The 26,571-nt window shown below is 29.8% G+C and carries 24 protein-coding genes; 23 read left to right on the top strand and 1 reads right to left on the bottom strand.

Annotation, left to right across the window (positions count from 1 at the left end):
* The first annotated feature begins 134 nt into the window (after nucleotides 1-134).
* From P4S50_RS08030 to hfq, 21 genes are all read left to right on the top strand, one after another.
* Nucleotides 135-3,881 (top strand): phage tail tape measure protein, encoded by a 3,747-nt coding sequence (locus P4S50_RS08030; protein ID WP_277734272.1) that lies wholly within the window; start codon nucleotides 135-137, stop codon nucleotides 3,879-3,881.
* Nucleotides 3,882-4,018: 137 nt separating this feature from the next.
* The gene (locus P4S50_RS08035) at nucleotides 4,019-5,350 is read left to right on the top strand and encodes an IS3 family transposase (protein ID WP_277730718.1); all 1,332 of its coding nucleotides are present in this window, start codon (nucleotides 4,019-4,021) and stop codon (nucleotides 5,348-5,350) included.
* Nucleotides 5,351-5,363: 13 nt separating this feature from the next.
* On the top strand, nucleotides 5,364-6,215 hold the full coding sequence (locus P4S50_RS08040) for a phage distal tail protein (protein ID WP_277734710.1): 852 nt from the start codon (nucleotides 5,364-5,366) through the stop codon (nucleotides 6,213-6,215).
* Between the two features lie 12 nt (nucleotides 6,216-6,227).
* Nucleotides 6,228-7,061 (top strand): hypothetical protein, encoded by an 834-nt coding sequence (locus P4S50_RS08045; RefSeq protein ID WP_277734274.1) that lies wholly within the window; start codon nucleotides 6,228-6,230, stop codon nucleotides 7,059-7,061.
* Nucleotides 7,062-7,081: 20 nt separating this feature from the next.
* A complete protein-coding gene (locus P4S50_RS08050; protein WP_277734276.1) occupies nucleotides 7,082-7,450 on the top strand; it encodes a hypothetical protein in 369 nt (122 codons plus the stop codon).
* A 10-nt stretch (nucleotides 7,451-7,460) separates the two neighbouring features.
* A complete protein-coding gene (locus P4S50_RS08055; protein ID WP_277734279.1) occupies nucleotides 7,461-7,832 on the top strand; it encodes a hypothetical protein in 372 nt (123 codons plus the stop codon).
* 185 nt (nucleotides 7,833-8,017) lie between these two features.
* Nucleotides 8,018-9,097, top strand: a complete 1,080-nt coding sequence (locus tag P4S50_RS08060) for a siphovirus ReqiPepy6 Gp37-like family protein (RefSeq protein WP_277734280.1) — start codon at nucleotides 8,018-8,020, stop codon at nucleotides 9,095-9,097.
* Nucleotides 9,098-9,111: 14 nt separating this feature from the next.
* On the top strand, nucleotides 9,112-9,360 hold the full coding sequence (locus P4S50_RS08065; protein WP_277734281.1) for a hemolysin XhlA family protein: 249 nt from the start codon (nucleotides 9,112-9,114) through the stop codon (nucleotides 9,358-9,360).
* Between the two features lie 9 nt (nucleotides 9,361-9,369).
* Nucleotides 9,370-9,546 (top strand): hypothetical protein, encoded by a 177-nt coding sequence (locus P4S50_RS08070; RefSeq protein ID WP_277734282.1) that lies wholly within the window; start codon nucleotides 9,370-9,372, stop codon nucleotides 9,544-9,546.
* 1 nt (nucleotide 9,547) lies between these two features.
* Entirely contained in the window at nucleotides 9,548-9,964 is a 417-nt protein-coding gene (locus tag P4S50_RS08075) for a YcbK family protein (RefSeq protein ID WP_277734284.1), read from the top strand.
* 153 nt (nucleotides 9,965-10,117) lie between these two features.
* Nucleotides 10,118-10,333: a helix-turn-helix transcriptional regulator gene (locus P4S50_RS08080; protein ID WP_319023202.1), complete on the top strand. Its 216-nt coding sequence runs from the start codon at nucleotides 10,118-10,120 to the stop codon at nucleotides 10,331-10,333.
* 154 nt (nucleotides 10,334-10,487) lie between these two features.
* Entirely contained in the window at nucleotides 10,488-11,381 is an 894-nt protein-coding gene (locus P4S50_RS08085) for a ParM/StbA family protein (protein ID WP_277734286.1), read from the top strand.
* On the top strand, nucleotides 11,374-11,643 hold the full coding sequence (locus P4S50_RS08090) for a PDDEXK family nuclease (RefSeq protein ID WP_277734288.1): 270 nt from the start codon (nucleotides 11,374-11,376) through the stop codon (nucleotides 11,641-11,643). Before P4S50_RS08085 ends, P4S50_RS08090 begins: the two co-directional genes overlap by 8 nt.
* Before the next feature lie 380 nt (nucleotides 11,644-12,023).
* On the top strand, nucleotides 12,024-12,302 hold the full coding sequence (locus tag P4S50_RS08095) for a hypothetical protein (protein ID WP_277734289.1): 279 nt from the start codon (nucleotides 12,024-12,026) through the stop codon (nucleotides 12,300-12,302).
* Nucleotides 12,303-12,320: 18 nt separating this feature from the next.
* Nucleotides 12,321-12,563 (top strand): hypothetical protein, encoded by a 243-nt coding sequence (locus tag P4S50_RS08100; protein WP_277734290.1) that lies wholly within the window; start codon nucleotides 12,321-12,323, stop codon nucleotides 12,561-12,563.
* A gap of 12 nt (nucleotides 12,564-12,575) precedes the next feature.
* Entirely contained in the window at nucleotides 12,576-14,771 is a 2,196-nt protein-coding gene (locus P4S50_RS08105; protein WP_277734291.1) for a hypothetical protein, read from the top strand.
* A 114-nt stretch (nucleotides 14,772-14,885) separates the two neighbouring features.
* Nucleotides 14,886-16,319, top strand: a complete 1,434-nt coding sequence (miaB, locus tag P4S50_RS08110) for a tRNA (N6-isopentenyl adenosine(37)-C2)-methylthiotransferase MiaB (protein ID WP_277734292.1) — start codon at nucleotides 14,886-14,888, stop codon at nucleotides 16,317-16,319.
* Nucleotides 16,320-16,384: 65 nt separating this feature from the next.
* Nucleotides 16,385-19,012: a DNA mismatch repair protein MutS gene (gene mutS / locus P4S50_RS08115; RefSeq protein ID WP_416390157.1), complete on the top strand. Its 2,628-nt coding sequence runs from the start codon at nucleotides 16,385-16,387 to the stop codon at nucleotides 19,010-19,012.
* Complete coding sequence (gene mutL / locus P4S50_RS08120) at nucleotides 19,009-21,033, top strand: DNA mismatch repair endonuclease MutL (RefSeq protein ID WP_277734294.1); 2,025 nt, start codon at nucleotides 19,009-19,011, stop codon at nucleotides 21,031-21,033. The genes mutS and mutL overlap by 4 nt, the downstream gene beginning before the upstream one ends.
* 21 nt (nucleotides 21,034-21,054) lie before the next feature.
* On the top strand, nucleotides 21,055-21,999 hold the full coding sequence (gene miaA / locus P4S50_RS08125; protein ID WP_277734295.1) for a tRNA (adenosine(37)-N6)-dimethylallyltransferase MiaA: 945 nt from the start codon (nucleotides 21,055-21,057) through the stop codon (nucleotides 21,997-21,999).
* A gap of 37 nt (nucleotides 22,000-22,036) precedes the next feature.
* Entirely contained in the window at nucleotides 22,037-22,282 is a 246-nt protein-coding gene (hfq, locus tag P4S50_RS08130; RefSeq protein ID WP_277734296.1) for an RNA chaperone Hfq, read from the top strand.
* Nucleotides 22,283-22,327: 45 nt separating this feature from the next.
* Here the strand turns inward: hfq and P4S50_RS08135 are convergent, their stop codons facing one another.
* Complete coding sequence (locus P4S50_RS08135; RefSeq protein ID WP_277734297.1) at nucleotides 22,328-23,353, bottom strand: tyrosine-type recombinase/integrase; 1,026 nt, start codon at nucleotides 23,351-23,353, stop codon at nucleotides 22,328-22,330.
* A gap of 156 nt (nucleotides 23,354-23,509) precedes the next feature.
* Here P4S50_RS08135 and P4S50_RS08140 point away from each other — a divergent pair, with 156 nt between their 5' ends.
* The gene (locus tag P4S50_RS08140) at nucleotides 23,510-24,811 is read left to right on the top strand and encodes a methionine gamma-lyase family protein (RefSeq protein ID WP_277734298.1); all 1,302 of its coding nucleotides are present in this window, start codon (nucleotides 23,510-23,512) and stop codon (nucleotides 24,809-24,811) included.
* Between the two features lie 170 nt (nucleotides 24,812-24,981).
* Nucleotides 24,982-26,343 carry an alanine/glycine:cation symporter family protein gene (locus P4S50_RS08145; RefSeq protein ID WP_277734299.1) on the top strand — a complete coding sequence of 454 codons (1,362 nt, stop codon included), beginning with the start codon at nucleotides 24,982-24,984 and terminating at the stop codon, nucleotides 26,341-26,343.
* Nucleotides 26,344-26,571 lie beyond the last annotated feature (228 nt).

Here is a 26,571-nt window from a genome sequence, read left to right on the forward strand (position 1 = left end):
GATGAAGCAGTATTTTTTATTATATCTCAAATTAAGGAAGGCAATGAACCTACCTTTGAGGGTGAGTCTAAGACAAAGCAAGGTAATGAAAATACTTTGAGTTGGCTTCAACACCACAGAGGGTAGAAAGGTAGGTGGCAAATTTGATAAATGCAGGAACTGTTGCAAGTTATTTGATGTTAGATACAAATAACTTTAGTTCTGGAATACAAAGAGCTGGGAGACAATTGCAACAATTTCAAAATGAATCTAATACTTTAGGAGACAATTTGAATCTTTTAGGAGGAGCACTGACTGATATGGGGGCAACTCTTACAAAGTCGGTTACTCTTCCAATAGCAGCAATAGGAACTGCTGTTACAGTTGTTTCAGCTAACTTTGAATCAGCTATGAGTGAGGTTTCAGCAATAACAGGAGCAACAGGACAAGACTTCATGGAGTTAGAAGATACTGCAAAAAGTCTCGGAGCAACAACTCAATTTTCAGCAAGTGAAGCTGCTGATGGTATGAAGTATCTTGGTATGGCTGGAATGGAAACTAATGAAATTATAGGAGCTATGCCAGGATTATTGGACCTTGCAGCAGCAAGTGGAACTGATCTTGGAATAACTGCAGATATAGTTTCGGATGCTTTGTCTGCATTTGGAATGGAAGCACAAGAATCTGGGCATTTAGCAGATATTATGGCAAAGGCTAGTTCTAGTGCAAACACTAATGTTCAAATGCTTGGAGAATCTTTTAAATATGCAGCACCTGTAGCTGCTGCATTTGGAATGAGTGCTGAAGAAACCACTTCTGCACTTGCGATGATGGCAAATGCAGGAATTAAAGCAAGTCAGGGTGGTACAACATTAAGAGCTTCATTGACTAATCTAGCAAAGCCAACTGAAAAAGCTGAGGCATGGCTTGATAAGCTAAAGGTAACTACTACAGATGCATATGGAAATATGCTGCCATTCAATGAGATAATGGGCAAATTAAGAAATAGTTTCGGAGATTTAACAGAAGAACAAAAGTTACAAGCCACAACTGCTATTTTTGGAAAACAAGCTATGTCTGGAATGCTTGCAGTCCTTAACACTTCAACCGAAGATTTTGAGGATTATACTGAAGGGCTTGAGAATTCAGATGGTAGTGCACAAAAAATGGCCGAAACTATGAATAATAATTTAAGTGGTGCTATAAAGATGCTTCAAAGTGCCCTTGAAGGTGCTTCTATTTCTCTAGGTGAAACTCTAATTCCTATGATAAGAGATGTTGTTGAATGGATTAATGAATGGGTTAATGAATTTAATAGCCTAGATAAGAGCACAAAGGAAGCTATAGTTAAAGTTGGATTGTTAGTTGGAGCTCTTGGACCATTACTACTCATTGGAGGAAAATTATTTACTTTAATAGGATCAATATCAAATGGTATTGGCATGGCTTCAGGTGTATTCACTACAGTATCAGGTGTAGTTACAAACTTTGGTTCAGCTATGGCATTTGCTGGTGGTGGTATTCAAGGCTTTGGATATGGCGTATATGCAACTCTAGGACCTTTAGGACTTGCTCTTGCTGGTATTACTGCTTTAGGTGTAGCAGTCTACGGTTTGTATAATTATTTCAGTCAAGATGCTATTCCAGAAGTTGAAAGATTTGGTCCTGAAGTTTCTGAAAGTACTCAGAAAGCAGTCGGAGCTTTTCTTGATCTGAATGATACTGCTACAGTTTCACTAAATGAACTTAGCTGGTCTGGTAAAAAAGTTACTAAGGATATGGCTGATTCAATAAGTTCTAATTTTGATGGTATGGCTAAATCTATTAATTATGAGCTTCAAGAAGCTAAAGAAAAAGGAGTTAAATCCCTTAAGGATTTATTCAAAGAGTCTAGTGAAATTTCAAAAGAAGAACAGAAAAGTATGCTTGATACTTTAAAAAAAGGATATGACTCACAGATAAATTTGAACAAAGAAGGCACAAAAAAAATAAATGAAATTTTAAATAAAGCTGCTCAAGAAAATAGAGAGTTAAAAGATTCTGAAAGAAAAGAAATAGATAAAATCGAAAAATCTATGGTTGATTCAGGGATTAAGCTTCTCTCAAATAGTGAGCAAGAGCAATTGGCAATAATGGAAAGAATGAGGTCTAATGCAAAGGATCTCTCAGCAAGACAAGCAGCAGAGATTGTTCAAAATAGTGTTAAGCAAAAAGAAGAAACAATAAAAAATGCAGAACAGGAATACAATGAAAGATTGAAACAAGCTGCATTACTTAGACAACAAGGGACAAAAGAAGCTAACGAAATGGCTGACAAAATAGTTGAAGAAGCTAAAAGGCAAAGAGATGAATCAATTACACATGCCGAAGAGATGCACTCAAAAGTTGTAGAAGAAGCTAAAAAACAGTCTGCAGAGCATGTGAATGAAGTTGATTGGTCTACAGGCGAAATATTAAGTAAATGGGAATTGTTCAGGAATAATTGGTCAGACATAGATGAAAGAGCAAACGAATTTATTGTAAATGGTATAAAAAATACTGTAAAAGCAATTACAGATGGAATTGAGGATTTAGGAAATTGGATACATAAAAAAGGTACTGATTTTGATAAAAAGGTAAATGCAAAAATAGAAGAGGCTAAATTATGGGGTAGCAATTTAATAGATATGTTCACTGATGGTATTAAAAGTAAAGTGGCCAATGTTAAAAAGACTATTTCCGATATTGGCCAAACTATAAAAGATTATCTTGGATTTAGTTCTCCTACCAAAAAAGGAGCTTGCAGTAATTCAGATCAGTGGGCACCAAATTTTATGAATATGTTCACTGATGGTATTAAAAAGAATAAGCATAAGGTCAAAAAAGCTTCTGAAGATGTAGCAAAGGTTGTGGCTGATTCTCTAAATAAAGTTAATAGATATGTTAAGAATACAGTTTCGATAATGGATAAAAAATTTGAGCTGTGGAAATTAAAAAATAAAGAAGTCAAAGACAGTTCAATCTTATTATCAAAACAAATGGAGCTACAGCAGAAAAAACATGAAGCTTTGAATGAGCAGATTGATAATACCCATCAAGCTCTTGAGATAGTAACCAAAAAGTATGGTGAGAACTCATATGAAGCTCAGGAACTGCAGTTAAAATTATTAGATTTGCAAGTGGCCCAGCAAAAAGTTAATAATGAATTAGAAGAAACTAAAAAGAAAGTCGATAGTGCGACAGACTCCTGGAAGAAATATTATAAAGAAGTTGCAAAAGGTGTGTATGATACTTCTTCAAGTTCAAGAAGCTCTGGTAGAAGTAGTAGAAGCAAGAGTAAAAGTTATTACAACTCTGACACAGGCGAACATCATATATATAAAAATGGAAAGCACACTGTTATATCAGACAGTGGAAAAACTAGAGATGCAACAAATGACAAGTATAAAATATCTGATTCAGAGAAAAAGTCTGGGCTTCATCGTGGTAAAGATGGACATACCTATGATAAGTCAGGATTTAGGATAAGACACGAAGGTGGTCTTGTAAATGATACAGGCAACATGAGATTCTTTGATTCATTAACTACTTTGGGTGGGTTCTTTAGCTCGCTAAAATCAAATGAGGTCCCAACGATCCTGGAAGATACTGAGGTAGTTTTAACACAGAATCACATGAACACATTAGAAAATGCTTTTCATGCTGCTAGATCATTGAAGGTAAATGCTTCAAGTGGTATGCAGAATTTGAATTTAACTCTTGATATTGACTATGAAAAATTAGCAAGTGCCATAGCTTCAAAGGTAAAACCTTCTATAACTCAGCACAATACATTCCAAAGTCCAAAAGCTTTGGATGAGAGGGAAATCAGAAGAAATAATACAACTATGCTTCGTGATCTTAATTTTGAATGGGGGATTTAAATGGAAAAATTAATATTTACAAACTCAAAGGGAACAAGTATTAAAATGGTACCTATAGATTGGACACATAAAAAAGAGTGTCTAGTTTATAGGTACTTTTTTGTGTATAATTATCATTGAATATGGAGGCCTTTAGTATGAGTAAAATTACATTTTCAAAAGACAATATTGAAAGATTAAATAAGAACCCTTATGTAAAGCGCGTTAGCGAGAAGTCAATAACATACTCTGACGAGTTTAAAATAATGTTTATTGAGGAGTATTTAAGAGGAAGCACACCACGAACTATTTTCATTGATGCTGGATTTGACGTTGAAATACTTGGTGTCAAGCGCTATGAACAGGCGGCAGCCAGATGGATAAAAGCGTACAAGAAAGATGGAATTATAGGATTAAGTGATACTAGAAGAGTGAATTCAGGCAGACCAAGTAATGCTCCAGTTTCAAAGGACGATATTATTAGCAAACAAGAAGCTAAAATAAAACTGCTTGAGGAACAATTAGAATTGCTAAAAAAGCTCGACGTGACAGAAAGGAGGCTGGTAAACAACTGCGTAAATCTAACAAATAATGAAGTATATGAGTTAATTTTAAAGACTGTGTCTAAAAAAGATTATTCAGGCACAGTTTCTTATTGCTGCTCAATTTTAGGGGTTTCACGTTCAGGTTATTATCATTATTTAAAGACAGCACCTTCTAGAACTATAAGGGAGAATGAAGATTTAAAAGCTAGAGATATTATATTAAAGGCTTATAATTATAGAGGTTATAAGAAAGGTTCTAGATCAATTAAAATGACACTAGAAAATGAGTTTGGTATTATATACAGTAGAAAAAAAATCCAAAGGATTATGCGAAAATACAGTATAGTATGTCCTATAAGAAAAGCCAATCCGTATAGAAGAATAGCCAAAGCGACAAAAGAACATAGAGTAGTACCTAATCTGCTACAGAGAAATTTCAAACAGGGTATTCCTGGCAAGGTGCTACTTACTGATATCACATACATCCCTTACGGGATAAATAAAATGGCATATTTATCAGCTATCAAAGATAGCTCTAGTAACGATATTCTAGCATATCATGTATCTGATCGAATTACTTTAGATATAGCTACAATTACAATTAAAAAATTAGTTAATACACATAAAGCTGATTTACATGATGAAGCTTTTATCCATTCTGACCAAGGGGTCCACTATACAAGCCCTAAATTCCAAAAATTACTAAAAAGCCATAATCTAGGACAATCCATGTCTAGACGTGGTAACTGCTGGGATAATGCACCTCAAGAATCCTTCTTTGGTCATATGAAGGATGAAGTAGATTTCAAAACATGTTCTACACTTGAAGAAGTAATTAATAAAGTTGATAATTACATGGATTACTATAATAATTATAGATGTCAATGGGGATTAAAAAAGATGACTCCTAAACAATTTAGAAATCATCTTTTGAATGCAGCTTAACCCTTTTTTTATAATGTCCTTGACAAAGGGTCCATTTTATATTGAAATAGGAAATCAAGCCCCTTTTATTTTAAAAAAAATTCTTGGGCTTGATGGTATGAATGTAAATGTCCAAACTAAAAAAGCCCCCTTTCAACTTGGGAAAAGTTATATTGATTCTACTGTAGACGAAAGGCTTCTCAGTATTTACTTAGCTTTACTCAATGATAATGAAGAAGAAAAATTTAGATTAAGAGAACAACTTTTAAGAGTGTTTAACCCATTACTTGGGCAAGGCACTCTTAAATATATTTATGGTAGAAAAGAAAAAGAAATAAAAGCTGCAGTAAGTCAATCACCAAAATTTAATACTGATGATATAGAGGGACCAGATGAGCAACTTGAAACAGTTATTCATCTGGTTGCTGCAGATCCTTTTCTCTTGGACACATTTAATACAAGTAAAGAAATGAGTTATTTAATGGGAGGACTTAAATTTGGACTTAAAATCCCAACTACTTTTTCATATAGAGGATTTAAAAATAAAGTTATGAATGATGGAGAGGTTGAAACTCCAGTTCATATAACTTTCTATGGACCAGCAAAAAATCCTAAAGTTACAAATGTAACTACAGGAGAATTTATAGGCATAACAAAAGAGCTAAAGGAAAATGAAAAATTAATAATAGATACAAGTTTTGATAATAAACTAATTGAAATAGAGGATGCAGAAGGTAATAGAAAAAATGCTCTTGGCTATATAGATTTAGCGAGTGTATTTTGGAGCTTAGATTTAGGGCTTAACATACTAAGTTATACAAGTAATAACGATTCCATAAAGACAAAGGTATCAGTTAAGTGGAAAAATCGTTATACGGGAGTTTAAGGAGGTTATTATATGCCAGGAATTGAAAAATATAGTTTTTTTGATTCAACTATTGATGATGAGAGGAATTACTCGGCTCAAGAATTTGCTGATTTTTTCAAAAGTGTACTTGGAACAGGAATTTTAAATGGGGGAGAAAATCTTCAGGTTGGTTGTGAAAATAATTCAATGAATATTTTCATTAAACCAGGCGAGGCTTGGATTGAAGGATATAAATATTCACTTGGAAGTGGGAATTTGAATCTTACTATAGATGCTGCTGATCCTACGCAAGATAGAATTGATAGAATAATTATTAGATTAGATAAGACTTTAGAAAATAGATATATAAAAGCTTTCGTGTTAAAAGGAAATCCAGGAGCTACTCCAGCTCCTTGTAATTTAACCAGGAATGAAAATATATATGAAATTTCTTTGGCTAAAATTAGAATTATAGCTGGAAAAAGCTTTATTCAAGCAAGTTCAATTACAGATGAAAGGCTTGATACTAATGTTTGTGGTGTCGCTAATAGTTTAATACAGGCAAATACAACGGAGATTTTTAGACAGTTTCAAGACTTTTTAAATGAGAAAAAAATTGAGTACCCAGCACAGTGGAAAACTTGGTTTGACCTTGTGACTAATGATTATGAAACTAAATTAAGAAATTTTCTTGAATCTTTAGAGGATAATTTAACGGATGCAGATGTTACTTTTTTAGATGGAAAAATAAATGATACTAAGCAAGAATTAAACAATGCTAAGCAAGAACTAACAGAAAAAATTAATACTTCTACAGAATCTTTAAAGAATGAAATGTTGAAAAAAGATTCAATAGAGTTTTTAATATATTCTAGCTTACTATAACAAAGAAAGGATTTGATATAATGCCTTTAATTGGGAGAATTTATTGTGGTAGTGTGTCTCTAGGCACTAGCAAAGAAGTATTAAATGTGAATGGAAAAGGGGTTTTAAAATATATAAATGCAAACTTCAATTCTTATTTTACAGATTCTATACAAGTAGATATAGATGGTGCTAGTTTCACAATTGATCAAAACAGTGCCTACATACATGCACCGACGGCATCTAGTTCTGCTGGTATGTGTAATGGTTATAGTGGAGTTTACAGTGGTACTAATGGTGGTTCAAATTTCAATCTAAACATACCTTTCAATGAAAATTTAAAAATAACTATTAGGGAAGGAAATAAATATGATAGTTGGATTGTAGCGAATTATATTTTAGAAGTTTAGGAGGAGTTTTATGAATATAAAAATTGAAATAGAAAATGGAAATGTTTATGAAGTTATTGAAACTAAAAAAAGCAAAGAAAAAAGATTTAAATGCATGGAATATACTTTAGTTTCTAATGTTGAAATCAAAAGAATAGAAAATAAAACCACTGTAATTGGAATAGTATATAAACAGAATTATAAAGGAGAAGTAATTGAAATAACTGACAACTTAATATTAAAAATAGAAGATAAATTAATTGAATTAGCACCTAATGGTGGAATGTCAGATATAGACATAGAAATCAATAATGTTGATTTAGAAAGGATATTTATAAAAGAAAAAGATAACGAAAATATTAGTGGAGTTATTGTGTTAAAGGAGGAAGTTTTAAATGGATAAAACGTTTAAAGAACGTTTAAGAGAAATAGAAGCTTTAAAAAATAAAAGTACTGTTGAAAATAATATAGACGTAGAAGTTGTAAAAGGGAAAATAATAATATCACAAAAATAGATTAAAGGTACAATTAATTACGTTAGGACCACAATGAAGGGTTCTTTTTTATTGCAAGAAAGGAGGTGATATATTGAACCAAAACCTTATATTAAGAATAATAGATCCAGAGTTTAATTTATTAGGGGAGATTAATCATGAATACTTCTTTATTCATGAAAAATTTAATTCTTGTGGAAAGTTTGAATTAAGAATTAATAGACATAAAAAATATGTTGAGCACCTTCAAGAAGGTAACATCGTCTTTTTAAATGAAGAAGATGCAGGAATAATTGAGCATAGAGAAATATCAGTTGATGAATCAGGAAAAGCTTCAGAGGATTGGTTGATAAAAGGATATACTCTAAAAGGTATTTTAAGAAATAGAGTTATCATTCCACCAACAGATCAGGACTATGATGAAATAACTGCAGATGCAGAGACTGTTTTAAAACATTATATTGAAAAAAACATTGTAGTTCCTACAGATCCACTTCGAAAAATTGATAATTTTGTGTTGGCTGAAAATAGAAGAAGAGGAATTAATATAACCTGGAAAAGTAGTCATAAGAATCTAGCTGAAGAACTTAAAAAAATATCTTTATATACAAATTTAGGTTTATGCATGAAGCTTGATTTCATAAATAAACAGTTTGTATTTGATATTTTAGAAGGTAAAAACTTAACTCAAAAACAACAGGTCAATGACCCTGTACTTTTCAGCATTGATTTTGCAAACATCAAAAGTCAAAATTATGTTGAATCTAGCCTGGATCATAAAAATGTTGCTTATATCGGAGGGCAAGGCGAAGGAGCTCAAAGACAAATTGAAACTGTAGGAAATTCTACTGGATTAAAAAGAAAAGAAATATTTATAGATGCTAGAGACATAAACACAGGACTCCAGGAAAGAGGACTTCAGAAACTGCATGAGTATCAGAAAGTCAAAACCTTTGAAGGTGAGATTCTAAACACTGGACCTTTTAAATATAAAAAGGACTGGGACTTGGGGGACATTGTTACTTTACAAAATAAAGATTGGGGAATAACAATTGACTCCAGGATTACAGAAATTAAAAAGACTTATTCAGAAAACGGATTAGATATAGACGTTAATTTTGGAAATAAAATTCCAACGATTTTAGATAAAATCAAAAGAGAAATAAGAAATTAAAGGTAGGTGGAGATATGGATAACGAATTATGTTTAGAAAAGCATAAACAAATTACAGAAACATTAGAATTACATACAAAAACACTAGATAAACATACAGACGAGATAGAAAATTTAAGAGAAAATGGACGAGAGTATAAAGTTCAAATTCAAAATTTATGTAAGCAAATAGAAGACTTAACTAAAACTATCAAATGGTTTATGGGATTATTAGGGGGAAGCTTTGTAGGCTTCTTTTTTTATGCAGTTCAAAGATTATTATAGGAGGCAACTATGAAAAATATAAATGAGTACATAGAGTTAATAGTCCTTGCAACACTTGTTATATACCTGTTTGCAGGGGCTTTTTATTTGAAGGATAACAGTAATACAGACCTTATAATCGGAGCATTTCTAGGAGTTCTTGGAAGTAAAAAAGTAGATAAGAGTAGAGAAAGCGAGGGTGAATAATATGATATATAAAGGACAGAGTAAATATAAAGATAAACCTATAACAGAGCATTTTAGAGTTGGAGAAATAGTTTGTCATGATGGAAGTTCAGAATACATAATTAACAGTAAAGCTCTTGAAGGACTTGAAAAGTTAAGAGAGATAATAAAAAAGCCTATAATTATTAACAGTGGATATAGGACTGTAAGTTATAACAAAAGATGTGGTGGTAGTCCTAAGAGCCAGCACTTGGTTGGTAATGCTATAGATTTTCACGTTAAAGGTATGAGTACAGAAGATATATATCATATTATGAAAACTCATAATATGATTGGGAAAGAGTTTAAGGGCATAGGGTTATATAATACGTTTGTTCATGTAGATGTACGTCCTAATCCTAATAGAAGGGGCTATTCATTTTGGGATATGAGAAAGTAAAAGTTAATATATAGTAGGATTTATAAAGAAGTTGCAAAAATAGGGTAGGTGGTTAATTCCATCTACCCTATTTTTTATTTTTTGTCGCAATTTTTGTGAAGGATTTGCAAAATTAAAGATTAATACATAGTATATACAAGAGATAGAATAGAGGTGAGAAGTATAAGTGTTAAAAATAATCTTAAGTCTATAAGAATGAGAGAATATATGATAGATAATCAAAAAGAGTTTGCAAAATTATTAGGTGTTAATTATAGGCAATATAATAGATATGAAACAGAAGGAGTTGTTCCATCGTTAGAAATTGCTTTAAAAATTGCTAGTAAATTAAATAAGAAAGTTGAAGATGTATTTTACTTATGCGAATAAAAACCGCATAGGTAATTTTTTTTATTATTTTTTATACTTGGACACGCATCTTATCCACTTAAAAGACATATAGTGTACTATGTAATACAAATTATTAAAAATTATTTCAGGTCTGTAATACAGATTATTAATTTGTAATAAAGGGGGATTTTAGATGTTAATAGGAATAGATCACGGTTATACTTATACAAAAAGTTCAAAAGGGATTATTTTCCCTTCGAGAGTTAGAACAGGGGAAGACTTAGATATTAATGAAACTATAACTGTAGAAATTAATGGAGTTTCTTATGTAGTGGGAGAGCAAGAAAGCAATTACTCTATAGACACAAACAAAGTGAATGATGAAAAGACTAAGATATGTATCTTAACATCTATAGCTTTATCATCAAAACAAAAATTTGGAGAAGTAGACATTATAACTGGTCTTCCTCCAGGACACTATAAAAATCAGAAAAAATCATTAAAACAAATGCTCTTAGATGAAAGTATTTTTAAAATGAAAGTGAATGGGGAAAATAAAATTATTAAGATTAATAAAGCGGATGTTTTCTTACAAGGTGCAGGACCTATTTTTATGAGCCCCAATAAATATAAGAACTCAAAGGTTTTAGTAATAGACATAGGAGGACTTACGGTAGATGTGTGTTATTTTGAAAAAATGAAGCTAATTAAATATCGTACTTATGAGAAAGGAATGCTGAAATTATATAGCAAGATGGTATCAGATGTTAATTCTAAGTTTGATTTAAACCATTCGGTGTTAGATGGAGAAAGGATATTAAAAGAAGGAGTTAAGATTTATGGCCAGCAGCAAAATGCAGACTTTTTAAATGAAGTGACAAGTGCTCATATAGACAGTTTTATTACAGATATAAAGCTTGATTTTCCTATTAAGACTATGGATCATGTACTTCTTATTGGTGGAGGAGGAAAGGGTTTATACCAAAATATAAAAGATTACATTCCGAATATAGAACTCTTGCCAGATAGTCAATATATTAATGCTCTAGCTTATGAACAAATAGGTAAGGTGAGATTCAATGCCTAAAAGAAAAATAATTCCAGTAAGCATTGCAAGCGAAAAAATATTAAAGCACTTAGAAACTAAAGAAAATGTATCTAAATATATCCGAGATTTAATAAAAAACGATATAGAAAAGAAGAATGAATTAGATCCAAACCTTAAAGAAGTCATAGAAGAATATATAAGAAATAACTTTAAAAATCTAAAAATTGAAAATGACGAACTGGATAATGGAGATTTAGAAATATTTAAAGGATCGATAGAAGAAATTTTTGATATTGAGTAATTGCAAAGGTTTCACGCAAAATGAAAAACCCTTTTCGAAAAGGGTTTAGTAAGTCTAAGAAGCTATTAGCAACGCTTTGCTATAGCATATGTGAGGAGCATCGAAAAAATGCTAGTACAATTAAAATTTGTATAAAAATTTACGTTATTAACTTTGCTATTATTCCAGACACACTTATTAAAAATAATCCTATACCTACATCAACTAACATGACAGCACTTCCTTTCATTTAATTTTCATAGTATTAGGATTAACTAAAAAGGAGAGTGTTATACTTTGCAAGATTTTTTAGTGATACTAGATGTTGGAATTTTTACCCTCGGAGTTTGTTATATTGTAAGAGGAATATATAAATTTATCTTCAAAGGTAGGTTTTTTAAATGATTAAAGGTTGGATAGGAAAGGGAATCACTTGGATAGGTGGTAAATTTCTAAAGTTAGGTGTTTTCATAGCTTCACCTGTAACTAATCAAGTATCTAATAATTTTAAAATCACAATAAATGAGTTGAATCAAATGAGTTGGGATGGATTGGTTACTTGTATTGCTATAGGTGGAATCTTATATCTTATAGGTAGTTCTAAAGGTGGTAAAAGAGCATGTAAGCTTGGAGGCTACTTATATATAATTATAAAACTTACAAATATCGTTTTAAATTAATAGAAGGGGGAATTTTAAATGAAGATAGTTAAAATTGCTATGGATACTGGATTGACTGGAATAAGTGAAAAAATAATGCCAATTTTACGAGACATAGTAAATGAAATAGCTGAAATAAGTTGGGAAAGCTTAATAGCTTTTTTATGTATATCAGGAATCTTATTTTTAACTGGTAATGAATTTGGAGCTAAGAAAGTTGCTAAAGATGCTGTGTATGGATGGATTATTATTCAACTTGCAAATATGCTAGCAGGACATTAAGAAGGTGATTATATGAAAGTACAGATTATTCCAGATATAAAAATAGATAACACTAGAGTAGTTGGATTTATAGAAAATACTCATTTTTATAGAAACTTAATAAATAGATTTAGTGTAAATAAAGAATACGTTGTAATGGATGAGCAATATATAACTTCATATGAGATTCTAATAACCAAGGAGAATATTTCTTTTTTTCTTGATTATGATGATAGAATCGCCGCAAATATTGAAACAGAATTGAATATATGTTGGAAAAATGCTACATTCAAACCTATACAAAAGCCTACCCTTGTTTTAGGAGAAACTAAAGAACTTGAACTAACTGAACATTATTTCCTTTCATTGAAGACAGATCTAAGAGGAGAATTCCCTTTATCTAATATCCTAGAAAGCCAAAATATACTAAAAGATAATGAACAAATACTAATAAGACTAGAATTCAAGCCTATTAGTCCTACATGGCATAGAGAAATAGAAGAGCATATTAAAAACTTCAAAAAAGGAAAAGTAGCTTCTAAAAACGTTTTTTCAATATATGATATAGGAGTAAAAGTAGCCGAAATTGCTGTAGATACAGTTTATAGTGCTATAGACTTTGCTAGTAGTTTAATAGTGGATGAGAAAGCCGAAAGAGAAACTATTGCTAATAATAAATATGCAAAACTTCTTAGAAATGGACTTAGTAGTAGCACTCAAGAGAAAAGTAAATATAATGCTTATAATGCAAGCTTCATTATTACAATTAACTCATGTAGATCAGATCTTTTATTCAGAAATATGGAGAGATCCTTTAATTCTATGGAAGGAGATAATTCTTTTAAGCTAGTAAATCAATCTAACTACAGAAACATACTTTGCAGTAAAGAAATAGCTCAGATAATGCAAATGCCTACTAAAGCATATCAAGATGTTTATAGAATAAACAATATTGATAATAGAGAAATAGACATACCAAACGAACTTCAAAATGGTAGGGTCTCGCTAGGAACAGCAACTAAAAATGGTAGGGTTATTCATGCAAGATGGCCAACTAATAAAAACATTAAAGCACTTCCTAAAATACTTGTAGGTCCTCAAAATGCAGGTAAAACTACTAAAACAGTACGATATGCAGTAGAAAATCACAAAGCAGGAGACTCTGTTATCGTAATAGATTATATACAAAATAATGAACTTGCATCTGAAATTGAAAAACATATACCTGAAAATGAAAGGATTACAATAGATATGAGTGATAGAGACAATATATTTGCCATGGCTTATACTGAAGCTACCAAGATGTTAAATGAACACTCTAATTCATGGGAAAGGCTCGAAGTTGCTAACCTGTTAAGTTCTCAAATTGAATACCTTATAAATTCAGTTACAGATAAAGCTACTGGAGAACTAACAGCTCCAATGCTTAGATATCTTTATGCAGCTGCTATGGTAGTCTTTATACATCCAGGGAAAACTATAAACGATGTATTTCAAGTTCTTAGAAGGTGGCAAATCAGAAATGAGTACATAAGATTAGCAAGATACAGTAATTGTTTTGATGCAGACGATGATATATTTTACGATCTAGATGAATTACATCAAAGAGATTCAGAAGGAAAAATAACAGGAACTAAAGAAAATCTCATAATCGGAATTATAAATAGAATCACTATGATAAATAAAAATATTTATTTAAAAGCTATGCTTAAAGCTCCTATAGATGAAAATATAGACTTTATTAGATTTATAGAAGAAGGTAAATCGATACTTATCAAGATACCTCAAAGGAAATTTCCTGATGTTAAGATCAGAGACACACTAGCAACTTATTTTTTATCGAGAATATGGTTGGCTGTTCAATTAAGAAAGCAGAATCTCGATGTTAGATTAGCTCATTTGATAATAGATGAAGTACATCAAATACCTACTTGTTCATCTTTTATTAAAGAATATATAAATGAATTTAGAAGACATAGATTAGGAACATTCTTTACAGTGCATTATTTAAAACAATTTAGAAGCTTACTAGAGGCAGTAAAGAGTGGAGGAGTATCATATATGTTATTAGCCGGAGTGGAAAAAGAAAATTTAAAGATGCTAGAACAAGAGATTTTACCATTTACAATCCAAGAAGGATTAAGTTTAAAACCTTATCATTCACTCAATGTTATTAACTATGGTAATCAATATAGTAAATTTATATCAAAACTTCCTAAGCCTATATAATATATGAAAATAATTTATTATCATTTTATTTTATGTATACTTTTGATATAATAAGTTTTGAATCTAAAAATAGAAAAACAGAAGGAAAATTGATAAAATTTAGGAGGAATTATTTTGGGTAAAAGAAAACAAGTGCATGTTCCTATAGAAAAGATAAGAGAACAGGATAAATATATAGAAATTATTAGAGAACAAAACGATAGATATTTTGAAATGACTGGAAAGAGAAAATTCTATTTTACTCAAACATACGGTTGTCAAATGAATGAGCATGATTCTGAAAAGCTAGATGCTATGTTAAATGAAATGGGATACGATAAGACAGATAAAACTGAAGACGCCGATCTTATAATATACAATACTTGTGCAGTTAGAGAAAATGCAGAGCTTAAGGTATATGGAAATTTAGGTCATTTAAAGGTTTTAAAAGAAAAAAATCCTAATCTTGTGATTGCTGTTTGTGGTTGTATGATGCAGCAACCACATGTGGTTGAAGAAATAAAGAAGAAGTTTAAGCACGTAAATTTAGTATTTGGAACACATAATTTATATAAATTTGCACAACTTTTTTCTGAATCATTAGAAAGTGATCAAATACTTGTAGATGTTTGGGATGTAGATGGAGAAGTTGTTGAAGGATTAAAAAGCAATAGAAAATATGAATTAAAAGCATTTGTTAATATAGCATATGGATGCAACAATTTCTGTACTTACTGTATAGTACCGTATACTAGAGGTAGAGAAAGAAGTAGAAATCCAGAAGATATAATAGAAGAAGTTAAGGATCTTGCGCAAAATGGAACTAAAGAAATAACACTGTTAGGTCAAAATGTAAATTCGTATGGAAATACATTTGAAACTCCATTTTCTTTTTCAAATCTTTTAAGAGAGCTTAACAAGATAGATGGAATAGAAAGAATAAGGTTTATGACATCTCACCCTAAAGATTTATCTGATGATTTAATATATGCTATGAAAGAGTGTGATAAGGTATGTGAGTATTTACATTTACCTATACAGTCTGGTAGTACTAAAGTTTTAAAAGAAATGAATAGAAAATATACTAAAGAAGATTATTTGGCTTTGGTAAAAAAAATAAAAGCAGAGATACCAGGAGTTACTTTATCTACAGATATAATGATTGGTTTTCCTGGGGAAACAGAAGAGGATTTCTTAGATACACTTGATATAGTTAAAAAAGTAGAATATGATTCTGCATTTACATTTATATATTCTATTAGAAGAGGAACTCCAGCGGCATCTATGGAAAATCAAATCCCTAATGATGTAAAGCATGAACGTTTTGATAGATTATTGGAAGAAGTTAATAATATAGCTAAAAAGAAAAATATGAAGTATAAGGATGAGGTTGTAGAAGTTTTAGTTGAAGGAAAGAGTAAGAATGACAGTTCAAAACTTTCTGGTAGAACTAGACACAATAAGCTTGTTAACTTTGAAGGTCCTGATGAACTTATAGGACAATTGGTTAATTTAAAAATAGCTGAAGTTAGAAGATTTTCATTAAATGGAATACTTATCAAAGAATAGCACTCAAATTATGAGTGCTTTTCTTCTAATGATTGGAGGGAGAATATTTGAATAAATTAACACCTATGATGAAACAATATTTTCAAATAAAAGAAAATTATAAAGATAGTATACTTTTCTTTAGACTTGGAGATTTTTATGAAATGTTTTTTGAGGATGCAATAGTTGCATCTAGAGTACTAGAAATAGCTTTGACTGGGAAAAATTGTGGTCTTGAAGAAAGAGCTCCTATGTGTGGAGTGCCTTTTCATTCATCTAGTTCTTATATATCAAAATTAATTGAAAATGGATATAAAGTAGCTATATGTGAACAAGTAGAAGATCCATCTGTTTCTAAAGGGTTAGTAAAAAGAGATGTTGTAAGGGTTGTAAGTCCTGGAACTGTAATGGAAGAAAATTTACTAGATAATAAAAAGAATAACTATTTATTGTCTGTATATAAGGAAGATAATACAATAGGTATATCTTATGTTGATATAACCACTGGCGATTTTTATGCAACTAGAATAGAGGAATCTAATTTGATTGAAGAAATTGCTAAAGTTCAACCTAAAGAAGTAATATATTTTAACGTAGAAAGTGAGCAGTTACAAACAATATGCACGCTTAACAATTCTTATTTAAATAATGACTCATCTATGTATTACAATGATGATGATAATATTTTAGAAAAGTATTTTTCTAAAGACTATATAAATACACTTAATTTAAATGAGAATATTCATATGAAATTCAGTTTGATTGGTCTTTTGAATTATATTTTTTCAACACAAAAACAAATATCTTCTAATATAAGTACTATTTCAATTTATAATTCTAATGATTTTATGTCTATTGATATGTTCACACGACTAAATTTAGAACTTACACGAACACTAAGAAGCAAACAAAAAAAAGGATCTTTACTTCATGTATTAGATAGAACTAATACTGCTATGGGAGGGAGGCTTTTAAGAAAATGGATTGAGCAACCTCTTATTAATAAGGAAAAAATACAAGAAAGACTTGATTTAATAGAAGAGATAAAAGATGATTTTTCTTTGAGAGAAGACCTTAATGAGGAATTGAAAAACATATATGATATAGAAAGATTGTGTGGGAAACTAGCTTTTGAAAAAATAAATCCTAAAGAACTTATAAATCTTAAAGAATCAATTAAGAAGATACCAGGTATAAAAGAGTTACTACGAGAATCTAATACTAAACATATGAAAAAATTAGTAAATGATATAGATGATTTGATTGATATTTATAAATTGATAGATGAATCTATAATTGAAGAACCATCATTAACTTTAAAAGATGGTAATATAATAAAATCAAGTTATGATGAAGATATAAATAGACTAAGAGATTTAACTAAAAATGGAGCAGCTGTTATAAGTGAAATAGAAGATAAAGAAAGAAGTAAAACAGGAATAAAATCTTTAAAAATAGGTTTTAATAAAGTGTTTGGATATTATATAGAAATAACTAAAGCTAATTTAAAGCAATTCGAAACACCTAATTACTATATAAGAAAACAGACACTAAGCAATGCGGAAAGATTTATAACTGAAGAATTAAAAACAATTGAAGAGCAAATTTTGAATGCAAAAGAAAAAATAAAAGATCTTGAATATAGTATATTTATACAAGTTAGAAGCAGACTGTATGAAAATATAAATAGAATTCAACAAGTTGCTAAAACAATAGCATTTATAGATGTTATAAATTCATTAGGTAAGGTTGCTTATCAAAATAATTACTGTAAGCCTAATATAACTGATAAGGATAAACTTTGTATAGTAAATGGAAGACATCCTGTTGTTGAAAACATAATAGGAGAAGAAAACTTTGTTCCAAATGACACTGAGCTTAATACTTCAGATAGTAAAATTGGTATAATTACAGGACCTAATATGGCTGGAAAGTCGACATATATGAGGCAGGTATCTTTAATAGCGTTGTTAGCACATATAGGATCTTTTGTACCTGCACAAAGAGCGGATATACCTATTGTAGATAGAATATTCACAAGAGTTGGAGCAAGTGATGATTTATCTCAAGGACAGAGTACCTTTATGGTAGAAATGACTGAAGTATCTCATATTTTAAAGAATGCTACCAAAAATAGTTTGGTGATACTTGACGAAATAGGCAGGGGAACTAGTACATTTGATGGACTTAGTTTAGCTTGGTCTATTGTGGAGTACATCAATGAAAAAATAGGATGTAAAACATTATTTGCTACTCACTACCATGAATTAACAGAACTAGAAGAAAAGCTATTTGGGATTAAAAACTATTGTGTTGCTGTAAAAGAACAAGGTGAAGATATAATCTTCTTAAGAAAGATTATAAAAGGTGGGGCAGATCAAAGTTATGGAATACATGTTGCAAAACTTGCTGAGTTACCTGAAGCTGTTATAAAAAGAGCAAATGAAATATTAGAGCAACTAGAAGGCTGCGAAGAAAAAAAAGAAGACTTCTCTATGAAAGTTAAAGAAAGTGCTGTAACTAATGAAGAATATAGTATTGATAATAAAAAAGATGCTTCAAATGAACAAATTAGTTTTGGAATTTTAGAAAAAGAGACTATATTAAAAGAGATATTATCTTTAAATATAGTTGGTATGACACCTATTGATGCTATGAATGCTTTATATAATCTTCAAAATAAGGCTAAATTAATCGGAGATGATGTAAATTGATTAAAGAAATAAATCTTTTAGATGAATATACAATAAATAAGATAGCTGCGGGAGAGGTTGTTGAAAGACCTTCTTCTGTAGTTAAGGAATTAGTTGAAAATTCTATCGATGCAAAATCATCTAAGATAACAATAGAAATATCAAATGGTGGTAAAGATTTAATAAGAATTACAGATAATGGCCATGGCATACCTAAGAGCCAGGTTGAGAAATCATTTTTAAGACATGCTACGAGTAAAATATCTCAGATAGATGATCTTTATGAACTTGACTCACTTGGGTTTAGAGGAGAAGCTTTAGCTAGTATTGCGTCAATTGCAAGGGTTGAACTCATAACTAGAACTTCAGAAGATACAATAGGAGTGAAAGTATGTATAGAAGGTGGAGTTGTAAAAAGTAATGAACCTATAGGAACTTCTATAGGAACTACTATTATAGTTAAGGACTTGTTCTTTAATACTCCAGCTAGAAAAAAATTCTTAAAATCATCGACTAGTGAAAATATAAATATAACTGATATGATAAATAAGCTTTGCATAGGAAATCCTGATATTCAATTTAAATATATCAACAATAATAGAATTATGTTAACTAGTCCTGGGGATAGTAACCTTAAAAACACAGTTAGATCTATTTATGGAAAGAAAATTTCTGATAATTTGAAAAGTATAAATATTGAGACTGATTTTTTAAAATTGGTAGGATATATAGGTAATAACACTATATATAGAAATAACAAAACTCTACAGCATATATATATAAATGGTCGTTATGTAAAAAGTAAACTTATATTAGCAGCTATTTATGAAGCTTATAAGGGAATACTTCCTATAAATAAGCATTCTATATGTTTTTTGAATCTATCAATAGATGCGCAAAAGATAGATGTAAATGTACATCCTAATAAATTAGAAATTAAATTTGAAGATGATCAAAGAATATTTAACTTGATAAAAATTAAGATTAATGAACTTTTGCTCGGTACAAATCTGATACCTAAGTATGTTGTAAATAATAAAGAAATTAAAAAAGAAGAAAATGTTATATCTATAGATGATTTGATAATTGATTTTGATAAAGAGAAAATAGATCCCCAAAAAATTGGGCAAAATGAAACTCAAATTAAAATAGACAATGTTGAAGAAAAAATCATTGGCACTATTATGAAAAATAAAAATAATAAAAACATAGATAGTGTCTTAGATAAGTTATATATAAAGAATGTAGATGATAGTTTAGGAAAAGTAGATATTAGTAATGATAGTGTCGTTAAAGAGGATACTATTAATTTTAAAACTAATTCAGATGAAGTTAATCATAGTGAAGGATTAATCAAAAAAGAAAATAATGATTTTATTAAACCTAATCCTAAAGAGACTATAAAATTTGATGTAGAAGAAGTTAAAGAATCTAACGAAGAAATATCTTATGAATATCCAGATGAAAAACTGAAGGACTTAAATATAGTAGGAACTATATTCAATACGTATATCATATGCCAAGCTAAAGAATCTATATTTTTAATTGACCAGCATGCTGCTCATGAAAGAATTGTATATGAAGAATATATAACTAAATTCAAAACTCAAAACATATCCAGTCAAATGCTATTAAAACCAATGACTATGGAGTTATCTAATAAAGATATGCTTATTATAGAAGATAAATTAGATATATTTATAAAATTTGGTTTTGAAGTTGAATTATTTGGAGATAATTCTATTATAGTTAGATCTGTTCCTAATGTATTTGGGTTACCTGAGTCTGAAAATTTTATATTGGATATAATAGATAATATAGACAAGTTGTCTAATAATTATGATTTTAAAAAGGAACAAATAGCATCTATGGCTTGTAAAAGTGCTATTAAAGCGAATGATAGAATTGAAAATATAGAAATAAATACTCTTATAGAAAAGTTAAAGAGATGCAATAATTCATATACTTGTCCTCACGGCAGACCTGTTATAGTAGAGATGACAAAAAAAGAAATTGAGAAAATGTTTAAGCGAATTATTTGATATTAGAAAGGTGATTAAGATATGGGGAGAATACCTGTAGTATTTATAGCGGGACCTACTGCTGTTGGAAAAACGGATTTATCTATAAATTTAGCAAAAGAACTTAATGGAGAAATAATCTCTGCTGATTCTATGCAAATATATAAATATATGGATATAGGTACTGCTAAAATAACACAAGAAGAGATGTGTGGAGTAAAACATTATTTAATAGATGAAGTTGAACCTGATGTTGAGTTTTCTGTAGTTGATTTTCAAAAAAGAGCTAAAAAATATATTCAAGAAATATATGAAAGTGGAAAAATTCCTATAATAGCAGGGGGAACTGGTCTTTATATAAATTCTTTAATTTATGAAATGGATTTTACTAAATCTAAAGGAGATACAAAACTTAGAGATGAACTTCAAAAAGAAGTGGATGAATATGGAGTTGAATACCTTCATAATAAATTAAAAAAACTTGATGAAAAAAGTGCAAAAAGAATACACCCCAATAATGTGAAAAGAGTTATTAGAGCTATTGAAGTTTGCTTGCAGGGGGATGAAAAAATAGGTGACTTTAAAAATGATGTGAAGTTTAATGAAAACTACTATCCTATTCTTATAGTGTTGAATAGAGATAGAAAATACCTTTATGAAAGAATAAATAAAAGAGTTGACATTATGATAAATCAAGGTCTTTTAACTGAAGTAAACAAGCTTTTAAAAATGGGCTATGATGAAAAAATGACTTCTATGCAGGCTATAGGATATAAAGAAGTAATTAAAGCTATACAAGAAGAGTATTCTATAGAATATGCTATTGAGTTGATAAAAAGAGACAGTAGAAGATATGCAAAAAGGCAAATAACATGGTTTAAAAGGTATGATTTTGCAGAATGGGTAGATTTAGACGATTTTTCGAGTCAAGATGAAGCCAAATTATTAATTTTATCTTATATAGAAGGAAAATTAAGAAATTTATAGAATATTAATAAAATATACATAATTAGGAGGGGTAGCTTTGAAAAACAACACATTGAATTTACAGGATTTATTTTTAAATCAAGCTAGAAAAGAAAAAATAGCTATAACAATATTTTTAATGAATGGAGTTCAGTTAAAGGGTAGAGTAAAGGGATTTGATAGCTATATAATAATTTTAGAAAATGAGGGTAAACAACAAATGATTTATAAGCATGCGGTATCTACGATAATACCTAATACTAATATAAATTTAATCAACTCTAATAATAATATTAAGAAATAATATAATAAAAAACACATCCTAGGTTATCATAGGATGTGTTTTTTATTATATTAAAGAATTTAAATCGAGTTTATATTCTTTTAAAGTATCTTTTAAATCATCTATTTGTATATGAGTGTATATTTGAGTAGTTGATATAGATGAATGTCCAAGTAGTTCTTGTACTTTCCTTATATCGGCTCCATTCTTTATTAAATGAGTAGCAAAAGTATGTCTTAGTTTATGGGGTGTTACAGTTTTATTTAAATCAATATTCGTTGAATATTTTTTCATAAGCATTTGAACAGCTCTTGCTGTAAGTCTGGTTTTTTTTGTTGATACAAATAGTGCATCTGTATCAATATCTAGTTTTAATCTTTCTATGTAATATTGATATAGTGAGTTTAAACTTCCTTTTAAAATTTCATCTTTTAAAACTGGAATTTTTCTTTCTTTGCTTCCTTTTCCTACAATAGATAAAATTTCATGGTTAAGTGCATATTCTATGTCTTTTAAGTCTATACTTATAATTTCAGATACTCTCAGTCCACTATAAAGCATTAGTGATATTATACTTAGATTTCTTAGTTTATAAAACTTATTAGAGCGTGAGTTTTTTATAAAATCGAATATTTTTTTTATTTCATATGTCTCTAAAAAAACAGGTGGAGATTTTTTGTTTGAAACTTTACTTTTTATAACCTCTTCTTTTTTGATTGGATTTTGACGTTCTAATATTACTCCTTGTTCTATTAAATATTTAAAAAATACGTTCAGTACCATTTTTTTTCTGACTATAGATTTGTATGAATTTTTTCTTTCGGTTTGTAAATATGTATAAAAACGGGTAAGCGCTAGAGGGCGTATATCGGAAAGATATTCTATGTCCTCATAGTTTAGCATTAAAAACTCAAAAAACGTCTTTAAATCGAAATAATAAGCTTGTATAGTATTTATGGATTTTTGAGCTGAAATTAATGCATCTATAAACACTTCGAAAGCTTCTTTAAACTCCATTGGATAACTACCTATAGGAAACAATTGTCGTCTGAGTTTTAAACTGCTGATTAAGTCATCTGTCGTGTATTTCATCATAACCCCCCTTAATAATACATATAACTTCGCATAACATATCTTATGCGAAGTTATATGTATTATTATATCTTATTTTGCGAAAAAATTGAATATGTTATTTCTTTGTGATAAAATTCTACTGTTATAAATAACTTAAGAAACGGGTGGTATATAGTGCTTAAACAAACTAAAGATATGCTGTTTGATTTTTATGATATAGATAAATCTGTCGTAAAATTAAGCGAAAATATAGAAGAAAAAATACAGCATAAATTCAAAGAGATAAATGACATAAGTGAATATAATCAATATAAGGTATTGAAAGCTATGCAAAAATCCAAACTAAATGATACTCATTTTAATTGGACTACAGGGTATGGATATAATGATATAGGAAGAGAAAAAGTAGAAGAAATTTACTCTTCTGTCTTTAATACAGAAGATGCTATAGTCAGACCTATAATAGTTAATGGAACTCACGCGTTATCGCTTTGTATAAGTGGAATAGTAAGACCTGGCGATGAAATATTATCAGCAACAGGAAAACCGTATGATACATTAGAGGAAGTTATAGGGATTAGAAATTCAAAAGGATCTTTAAAGGAATTTGGTGTAACTTACAAGCAAGTAGATTTTTTAGATGATGGAGAACCAGACTACATTAATATAAAAGAAAAAATAAACGATAAAACTAAACTTGTTTTAATACAAAGATCGAAAGGTTATAGTTGGAGAAAATCTCTTACTATAGATGATATAGAAAAAATAATAAAAACAGTTAAGTCTGTAAGAGAAGATATAATTGTAATGGTAGATAATTGTTATGGTGAATTTTTAGAAATGAGAGAACCTACTGATGTTGGTGCTGATATAATGGCTGGATCTTTAATAAAAAATCCAGGTGGAGGATTGGCTTTAACAGGAGGCTACATAGTTGGTAAGAAAGAAATAGTGGAATTAATATCATATAGACTCACATCTCCTGGAATAGGAAAAGAGTGTGGATTAACTTTTGGAACTACTAGAAGTGTTTTACAAGGTTTATTTTTAGCGCCACATACTGTAGGTCAAGCTTTGATGGGTGCTATATTTTGTTCTAAATTATTTGAAGAATTAGGTTTTGAAGTTTTGCCTAAGCCTGATGATGTTCGAAGTGATATAATACAAATAATTAAATTTAATAACGCAGATCAAATAATATCATTTTGTAAAGGCATTCAATATGCAGCTCCGGTGGATTCTTTTGTAAGTCCTGAGCCATGGCCTATGCCTGGTTATGACAGTGATGTAATAATGGCAGCAGGGGCTTTTGTTCAAGGTTCATCTATAGAACTTAGTGCAGATGCTCCTATAAAACCACCTTATAATGTATATTTCCAAGGCGGACTAACTTACACTCATTCTAAATTCGGATCGCTAAAAGCTTTAACTGAAATGATAAAAAATAAAACCATAAAAATGCCAACCTCTATATAGGGGTTGGCATTTTTATGGTTTTATTTTTAGAATTTTCCTAATCTTTGCAATTGCGGAACTTTGCTAAATATAAAAAAAATAAAAGGAAAACACTATTTTCTGTCAAATTAATACATAAATAATTATTTTTACATAAAGATTATTTATCAAAATTTTAAGGAGGAGTCAAAATGGATTTATTAGCATTAATAAAAGGTATTAATGACATTTTATGGGGTAAATTATTGGTATTTGTATTGTGCGGAGCAAGTATATTGTTTACATTTTCATTTAAGTTTGTCCAAATAAGAATGTTTAAAAAAGCTTTCAAGCATACTTTTGGAGGCATATCACTAAAAGGGAATAAGGCGGATGATGATGGGATGTCCTCTTTCCAAGCTTTAGCAACAGCAATAGCAGGACAAGTTGGAACAGGTAATTTAGCAGGAGCTGCAACAGCTATTGCAGCAGGAGGTCCTGGAGCTATATTTTGGATGTGGGTAAGTGCATTCTTTGGGTTTGGAACGAGTTTTAGCGAGGCAGTTATTTCTCAAAAATATAAAACTAAAGTAGATGGTCAAATATGTGGAGGACCAGCATACTATATAGATAAAGGGCTTAATAGTAAATTCTTAGCATCATTTTTTGCAATAGCAATGATATTATCAGCTGGTTTGACTGGAGGTATGATTCAATCTAATTCAATAGCTGGAGCTTTTAAAATGGCATTCAACGTACCGGGGATAGTTGTGGGTGTTGTAATTGCTGGAATAACTTTCTTGGTTATTTCTGGAGGAATAGGACGTATAGCATCTGTTACAGAAAAACTGGTTCCAATAATGGCTTTATTATTTATAATAGGTAGTTTAATAATAATAGGAATAAATGCAGCAAATATAATACCTGCATTTAAAATGATTTTCTTAGGAGCATTTAATCCAAAAGCAGCTACTGGAGGATTAATAGGTGTTGGTATGAAAGAAGCTATGAGATACGGAGTTGCTAGAGGATTGTTTTCAAACGAAGCAGGTATGGGGTCATCTCCACATGCACATGCTGTTGCAAAAGTTAATCATCCTGTAGAACAAGGTTTAGTATCTATAGTAGGAGTTTTTATAGATACATTCGTAATATTAACTTTAACAGCTTTAGTTATACTTACAACTGGAGCTTTAGATGGTAGTACTACTGGAATTGAATTAACTCAGCAAGCTTTTGTAAATGGTCTTGGAAGTTTTGGAGGGATATTCATCGCAATTTCTTTATTTTTCTTTGCATTCTCAACTATAATAGGATGGTACTTCTATGGTGAATTAAATGTTAAGTATTTAGCTGGTATAAAAGGAGTTAAGTTTTATAAATTATTTATAGTAACAGTATTGGTTCTTGGAACTTTACTAGAAGTACCTGTTGTTTGGCAATTAGCAGATACTGTTAATGGACTTATGGTTATTCCAAATATAATTGCTCTTGTTTACTTATTAAAAGTTACAAAGGCAAGTTTAATAGACTTTGAAAATAAAGAGAAAGAAAAAAGAAAAACTAGCGCTTAGCATAGTTTTATAAAATGGGTGTTATCGACTAAATGTTGATAACACCTATTTTTAGTTGATAACGAATTTATAAAGTTTTACTTCATAATACGAACAAATAAATGATAATTTAATTATAATATATTATGAATTTAAAGCCAAAAGTAAAAATATTAACAACATTAATATTTTTTAAAAATTTATTAAATTATTTACTTTACAAAGGAGGCGATGTGTAATATAATTTCA

The sequence above is a fragment of the Tepidibacter hydrothermalis genome (assembly GCF_029542625.1).
In the GTDB taxonomy this organism is placed as follows: domain Bacteria; phylum Bacillota; class Clostridia; order Peptostreptococcales; family Peptostreptococcaceae; genus Tepidibacter_A; species Tepidibacter_A hydrothermalis.

Bases quoted from the DNA above. Each gene is read 5' to 3' on its own strand.
- miaA (WP_277734295.1), top strand. From the start codon at position 21,055: ATGGGGAGAATACCTGTAGTATTTATAGCGGGACCTACTGCTGTTGGA.
- P4S50_RS08090 (WP_277734288.1), top strand. From the start codon at position 11,374: ATGCCTAAAAGAAAAATAATTCCAGTAAGCATTGCAAGCGAAAAAATA.
- P4S50_RS08045 (WP_277734274.1), top strand. From the start codon at position 6,228: ATGCCAGGAATTGAAAAATATAGTTTTTTTGATTCAACTATTGATGAT.
- P4S50_RS08040 (WP_277734710.1), top strand. From the start codon at position 5,364: ATGTCCTTGACAAAGGGTCCATTTTATATTGAAATAGGAAATCAAGCC.
- mutS (WP_416390157.1), top strand. From the start codon at position 16,385: ATGATGAAACAATATTTTCAAATAAAAGAAAATTATAAAGATAGTATA.
- P4S50_RS08035 (WP_277730718.1), top strand. From the start codon at position 4,019: ATGAGTAAAATTACATTTTCAAAAGACAATATTGAAAGATTAAATAAG.
- P4S50_RS08085 (WP_277734286.1), top strand. From the start codon at position 10,488: ATGTTAATAGGAATAGATCACGGTTATACTTATACAAAAAGTTCAAAA.
- P4S50_RS08100 (WP_277734290.1), top strand. From the start codon at position 12,321: ATGAAGATAGTTAAAATTGCTATGGATACTGGATTGACTGGAATAAGT.
- P4S50_RS08065 (WP_277734281.1), top strand. From the start codon at position 9,112: ATGGATAACGAATTATGTTTAGAAAAGCATAAACAAATTACAGAAACA.
- P4S50_RS08105 (WP_277734291.1), top strand. From the start codon at position 12,576: ATGAAAGTACAGATTATTCCAGATATAAAAATAGATAACACTAGAGTA.
- P4S50_RS08050 (WP_277734276.1), top strand. From the start codon at position 7,082: ATGCCTTTAATTGGGAGAATTTATTGTGGTAGTGTGTCTCTAGGCACT.
- P4S50_RS08145 (WP_277734299.1), top strand. From the start codon at position 24,982: ATGGATTTATTAGCATTAATAAAAGGTATTAATGACATTTTATGGGGT.
- P4S50_RS08055 (WP_277734279.1), top strand. From the start codon at position 7,461: ATGAATATAAAAATTGAAATAGAAAATGGAAATGTTTATGAAGTTATT.
- P4S50_RS08095 (WP_277734289.1), top strand. From the start codon at position 12,024: ATGATTAAAGGTTGGATAGGAAAGGGAATCACTTGGATAGGTGGTAAA.
- P4S50_RS08135 (WP_277734297.1), bottom strand. From the start codon at position 23,353: ATGAAATACACGACAGATGACTTAATCAGCAGTTTAAAACTCAGACGA.
- P4S50_RS08075 (WP_277734284.1), top strand. From the start codon at position 9,548: ATGATATATAAAGGACAGAGTAAATATAAAGATAAACCTATAACAGAG.
- P4S50_RS08070 (WP_277734282.1), top strand. From the start codon at position 9,370: ATGAAAAATATAAATGAGTACATAGAGTTAATAGTCCTTGCAACACTT.